The 5,772-nt window shown below is 35.1% G+C and carries 5 protein-coding genes and 1 pseudogene; 3 read left to right on the forward strand and 3 right to left on the reverse strand.

What is annotated here, in order from left to right:
- Window positions 1–502 precede the first annotated feature (502 nt).
- From V7024_RS23930 to V7024_RS23940, 3 genes and pseudogenes are all read right to left on the reverse strand, one after another.
- Window positions 503–787, reverse strand: coding sequence for a hypothetical protein (locus V7024_RS23930; protein WP_335524559.1), 285 nt, complete (start codon window positions 785–787; stop codon window positions 503–505).
- Window positions 788–841: 54 nt separating this feature from the next.
- Entirely contained in the window at window positions 842–1,174 is a 333-nt protein-coding gene (locus tag V7024_RS23935; protein WP_335524560.1) for a DUF6973 domain-containing protein, read from the reverse strand.
- Window positions 1,175–1,893: 719 nt separating this feature from the next.
- Window positions 1,894–2,238, reverse strand: a pseudogene (locus V7024_RS23940) (hypothetical protein); the annotation flags it as partial.
- 124 nt (window positions 2,239–2,362) lie between these two features.
- On the opposite strand from V7024_RS23940, the gene V7024_RS23945 reads away from it, so the two are divergent.
- From V7024_RS23945 to V7024_RS23955, 3 genes are all read left to right on the forward strand, one after another.
- On the forward strand, window positions 2,363–3,010 hold the full coding sequence (locus V7024_RS23945) for an HD domain-containing protein (protein WP_335524563.1): 648 nt from the start codon (window positions 2,363–2,365) through the stop codon (window positions 3,008–3,010).
- The gene (locus V7024_RS23950) at window positions 3,007–4,899 is read left to right on the forward strand and encodes an ABC-F family ATP-binding cassette domain-containing protein (RefSeq protein ID WP_335524564.1); all 1,893 of its coding nucleotides are present in this window, start codon (window positions 3,007–3,009) and stop codon (window positions 4,897–4,899) included. Before V7024_RS23945 ends, V7024_RS23950 begins: the two co-directional genes overlap by 4 nt.
- 75 nt (window positions 4,900–4,974) lie before the next feature.
- On the forward strand, window positions 4,975–5,706 hold the full coding sequence (locus V7024_RS23955) for a Bax inhibitor-1/YccA family protein (protein ID WP_335524566.1): 732 nt from the start codon (window positions 4,975–4,977) through the stop codon (window positions 5,704–5,706).
- Window positions 5,707–5,772: the final 66 nt, after the last annotated feature.

A 5,772-nucleotide genomic window follows, 5' to 3' on the forward strand; every position in this document is an offset into this window, starting at 1 on the left:
CATTAGATCTGTCTATGATTGCTGCAATGATAATGATTACAAAGATTGCAATAAGACCTAAACATCCAAATTTAAAAAACTTTTTCACTATGTTGTCCTCCCTTGAATTAATTACGTTATTTAGTATAACAGATACATAGATATATTTTGCGGAAGGATTTACTACTGAGTTATGGTGATAATAGAAGGTTCATTGAGTCAGTTTATTTTATTACAGTTTCATATATTCTCAGTATATCATCAGACATTCATAATGTATTCAATAATAAAATAGTCGGCTCTAATTGAAATGCACTTCACTAATCTAGCCTGTTTAGAAAGGATAACGCTTTTTTGTACTTGAGGATAATAGAATCTTTCAAGTTAAGGGGTGTGTACGGTGACCCCATTTAGCTACTTTTGCTTTACTTGTATGTCTAACGTTCCATCTTGAAGAATAGATTTAATAACGATATCTATTGTTCCTTTTCCTCTCCCTTCAAAATAACCAAAAATAGTCACTTTATGTATTTTTTTTCTTATTATCTTGATAGGTTAATGTTAAACTATTTTCTCCTACATCTTTTAACTTAATTTTAGTTTTATATTGTTTATTGGAATGAATAGTGGGCATTTTAAATTTTTGAAGTTTACGACTATCAGTAATTGTAAGATTTTCAATATCTCGATTTGTTTTATTGTTTATTGTAATATCAAAACCATGATAAAAAAATACAAAATACAATATTCCTATAGTCGAGATACTTAATATTGCTGAAATTGTATAAAACCATTTGTTTTTTTTCATCATTTAAACTCTTTTCGTGTTTATAATTTTTTAGTCAAAAAGATAAAAAAGAATTTAATACCAAGTAGGTCTTAAGTTTCCATCCCCATCAAATACTCTAAAATAACCCCATCTTGCTAATTGTCTTAATTTATCATGTCCTTCACCAGCATGCGCTCTTCCGACAGTATTATTGTGTAAATCCATCGCTTTATCATTTCCACTACTAGTTGATTCATGGGCAGTAGCAAATTTAGCAGCTAAAGTTTGTCCAATTCGATGCGCCATGTGTTCGTTCCAGTGAGCATGTCTAAAAGCATCTTGATGATCCCATATCCCGCTATCATTTGGATACATTTGTTTTGACATAGTTACTGCTCCTACTGTAATCCTTACTTTTTTTAACATAGTATCCTCTTTGATATTTTATACTTTCGGAAATATTTTATATTCTGAATATATTTTTTTTAAGTAATTTTTTCTTTTTTTTGTTAATTCTTTCATTTTTAGTAAATTAGAAAACATTCCTTTTCCACAGTTAGTTACTTATAAGAGTTCATCTCATTTTTTCTTTCCTTGCAGCTCCGCTTTGTGTGGGGCTAATTTTTTTGATAAGGTGACTATTTTTAAAAATTAAATTTTACTCATGGAAAAATGAGTTTTTAGATATTTGTACCAATTCATCTTACGTCATATACTCAAGTTACTTTAACAGTCATTTTGTAGGAGAGGCGATAAAAAGCCACTCCTATTTTTTATGCACACATAAATGTACGGTCAATGTAAGTATAATTGGAAATGATACATAAATATGAGTGAAACCTAACGTATACATATATATGGTGGAGAGTTAATCAGTTTTAATTTTTAATACTTCAAACACTGAAATATATAGTACAGAAGGTTACAAAATAAAAACGGGATAAAAATTCCTGTTGGATAAACATTGTGTAAGGCTTGATATAAAGGCTTTTTTCTTCGATCATTTTGTCCACATGTTGACCACGAATAATACAAAAATATTTTTGTGATAAAATAGATTATAGAAAGAAAAAAGTGCCGAAATCCTTTTATGTCAAGGTCCTTTGGCACTTTCATAGTTTGTATGTGCTACAAAATGAATAGATTTAAAACTGCTCATTCTTTTCCCAAGATTCAACAATATAATGAGCAACTGTTGGATTAAAACCTTTTCCAATTAAGTATGTGATTGCCGTAATTTCCGTCATTGCGTGCGGTACGGATATATACTTTGCTTCTTTTACACCGTATTCTACCCAAGGTTTTACGAGGTTTAATACGGGTTGTTTTAAGTGTTGAAATTGTGCAGCGTATTGTTGGATTTGTTGCTCAGTTGGTTCTGTTGGCGTTGTAGGGCTGGCTTGAGGGAAACGTGGATCATAGTGGTACGGGTAGTATAGTTGTTGTTCAGGATGCGGTGGATTATAGGGTTGCTGCGGATAAGGGTGTTGTGGGTTATAAAACATTTTTTTTCCTCCTTCATGATACTTGGTACAACATATAATATGGGCGGACAAGAAAATGTGTGATGAAAAAATGAGGGCGTGTTATAATAATGAATTGGGTGAAGATATTATGAATAAACAAGAACAAATTGAAAAAACGATTATATTTGTCAAAGACATATTAGAAAAAGATGCAAGTGGTCACGATTGGTATCATATTGAACGCGTACATAAATTAGCGATTGCATTGTTTGAAAAAGAAGGTGGGAATCGCTTCGTTATTGAAATGGCAGCACTGCTTCACGACGTTGCAGATGAGAAGTTAAATGAGAGTGAAGAAGCTGGTATGAAAAAAGTAACAGACTGGCTTGAACTATTGGGAATTAGCCAAGAAGATGTAGAGCAAATTGTTCATATTATTGCGAATATGTCTTATAAAGGTGGACACGGCGGAACTGTGGCGACGTTAGAAGGGGAAATTGTTCAAGATGCTGACCGCCTCGATGCACTTGGAGCAATCGGGATTGCTCGAACATTTGCTTATGGAGGGGCAAAGGGCCGTTTACTGTATGACCCAAACATTCCACCGCGTGAAACGATGACGAAGGAAGAATATCGAAAAAGTGATGAACCATCGTTAAATCATTTTTATGAAAAACTGTTAAAGCTAAAAGATTTAATGAATACAGTTGCAGCGAAGGAAGAGGCGGAAGAGCGTCATCGCTATATGGAGCAATTTATTGATCAATTTATGAAAGAGTGGAATGCACAAATATGAGAATGTTAACAGTCGAAAATGTATCGAAATCATATGGGGATAAACCATTATTTAATGGTCTATCTTTTAGTATTGCCGAAGGACAGCGCGCTGGTATTATCGGTGTGAATGGAACAGGGAAATCAACGCTATTAAAAATTATTGCGGGCACGGAAATTCCAGATACAGGGGAAATGACGCATACACGTGGGTATACGATCAGTTATTTATCACAGCAACCAGATTTTAAAGAAAATTTAACTGTACTGGAGCAGGTGTTTCATGGTGATACACCGTTAATTCGTCTTCTTCGTGAGTATGAGCAAACGTTATTGAACTTAGAAAAGAATCCAACAAGTGAGAAAGCGCAGGAAGCATTATTTGCAGTGCAGCAGCGCATGGATGCAATGAATGCTTGGGAAGCGAATGCAAATGCAAAATCATTACTAACAAAGCTTGGTATTACTGACTTCTCTGCGGAAGTAGGAAATTTATCAGGCGGACAGAAGAAACGCATTGCAATGGCGCAATGTTTCATTCAAACACCAGATTTATTAATTTTAGACGAGCCGACGAACCATCTCGACCATGAAACAGTAGAATGGGTAGAAGAATATTTATCACGTTATACAGGTTCCGTTTTACTTGTTACACATGATCGTTATTTCTTAGATCGTGTAACGAACCGTATTTTTGAATTAGATAATGGTAAGTTATATAGCTATGAAGGAAACTACGGTGCTTTTTTAGAAGCGAAAGCACTTCGAGAAGAACAAGAAATGGCACAAGAAGCAAAGCGTCAAAACTTATATCGCCGTGAACTTGCGTGGATTCGCCGCGGTGCAAAGGCACGCTCTACGAAGCAAAAGGCACGGATTCAGCGGTTTGACGAACTGCAAAAGCAAGAAGGTCCAAGTGAAAAACAAAGCGTTGATATTGCGCTTGGAGGCAGCAGGTTAGGAAAGAAAGTACTGGAATTAAAAGATGTGACAAAAATATTTGGAGATAAAACGGTTCTCCGTAATTTCCAATATATTGTGAAACCGGGAGATCGCATTGGGATTATTGGTGCGAATGGTAGTGGGAAATCTTCTCTATTAAACATGCTTGCTGGTAAAATCACACCGGACAGCGGTGAGATTGAAGTTGGACAAACGGTAAAAATCGCATATTATACGCAAGAAAATGAAGATATGAATTTAAATCAGCGGATGATTGAGTATATTAAAGAAGCAGCTGAAGTTATTCATACGACAGATGGAAAAACGATTAGTGCCTCGCAAATGTTGGAACGTTTCTTATTCGAGCCGCATACACATGGTACACCGCTTAGTAAATTATCAGGTGGTGAAAGAAGAAGGTTATATTTATTGCGTATTTTAATGGGAGAACCGAATGTTTTACTTTTAGATGAGCCGACTAACGATTTGGATACGCAAACATTAACAGTTCTTGAAGATTATTTAGAAGAGTTTCCTGGTGTTGTCCTTACTGTATCGCATGATCGATACTTCCTTGATAAAATTGCAGAAGAACTATTTGTATTTGGAGGGAACGGAAACGTTCGCATCTTCTTTGGCAGCTATAGTGATTATTTAGATGAGAAAAAAGAAAAGGAAGCATTATTAAAAGCAGAAGTGCAGAAAGAAAAGAAAGTAGAAGAAGCTCCAAAACAACAAAGGAAACGTAAGCTTTCCTATAATGAACAGCGTGAATGGGAGACGATTGAAGATAAGATTGCAGAATTAGAAGCGAAAATTGAAAGTATTACAGAAGAATTAGAAAAAGTGGGCGCTGATTATACGAAAGCACAGCAACTCTCTGAAGAGCAGCAACGAACAGAAGAAGAATTAGAACAGACAATGGAGCGTTGGAGTGAATTATCTGACATTGTAGAAGGGTTAAAGTAAAAACAAGCTGCATATGTTGAAATGTAAAGGGAATATCTTTACACTATTAGTAGAATCTATTTTAGGAGGGAAATCATGCGCACATCTAATCCAATGTTAAAGAAAGATGCGTTTCGTAAAGAAGGCGTAAGTACTTCAGCGATGACAGTCGGTGGTGCAGTTGCGAAAACGTTCATTATGCTTATTTTGTTATTAGGAACGTCAGTGTACGCATATATGCAGATGATACAAAATAAAATGCAAATGCCAGTGTTAATTGGTGCTTTAATTATTGCGGCAATTATTGCATTTGTATCGATATTCGTACCGCGTATTTCACCAATTACAGCACCGATTTATGCAGCAGTCGAAGGGATTGTATTAGGAAGTATTTCTGCTGTATATACAATGAAATTTGGTGATTATATTATTTTACACGCAGTATTATTAACAGTTTCTATTTTACTAGCAATGTTAGTGTTATATGCAACGCGTGTTGTGAAGGTGACAGATAAGTTTCGTACGGGTGTAATGGCAGCGACGTTCGGAATTGCGATTATGTATTTAATTGTTTTAGTTTTACAACTATTTGGTGTACCAGTTCCATTTTTACATCAAGGCGGAACAATTGGTATGATTGTCAGCGCAGTTGTAATTGTTGTTGCTGCATTAAACTTAATGTTAGACTTTGATTTCATTGAAAGCGGTGCACGCGGCGGCGCTCCAAAATATATGGAGTGGTACGGTGCGATGGGCTTAATGATGACTTTAGTTTGGTTATACTTAGAAATTTTACGCTTCGTTTCTTATTTTGCAAAAAATGATTAACGAACTGAAATCCTGCATGTTTGTATCATGCAGGATTTCTTTTTGGAATTTTATAGAGATAAAGAT

The organism is Bacillus sp. JJ864, from assembly GCF_036963045.1.
In the GTDB taxonomy this organism is placed as follows: Bacteria; Bacillota; Bacilli; order Bacillales; family Bacillaceae_G; genus Bacillus_A; species Bacillus_A pseudomycoides_C.

Bases quoted from the DNA above. Each gene is read 5' to 3' on its own strand.
- V7024_RS23930 (WP_335524559.1), bottom strand. From the start codon at position 787: ATGAAAAAAAACAAATGGTTTTATACAATTTCAGCAATATTAAGTATC.
- V7024_RS23935 (WP_335524560.1), bottom strand. From the start codon at position 1,174: ATGTTAAAAAAAGTAAGGATTACAGTAGGAGCAGTAACTATGTCAAAA.
- V7024_RS23945 (WP_335524563.1), top strand. From the start codon at position 2,363: ATGAATAAACAAGAACAAATTGAAAAAACGATTATATTTGTCAAAGAC.
- V7024_RS23950 (WP_335524564.1), top strand. From the start codon at position 3,007: ATGAGAATGTTAACAGTCGAAAATGTATCGAAATCATATGGGGATAAA.
- V7024_RS23955 (WP_335524566.1), top strand. From the start codon at position 4,975: ATGCGCACATCTAATCCAATGTTAAAGAAAGATGCGTTTCGTAAAGAA.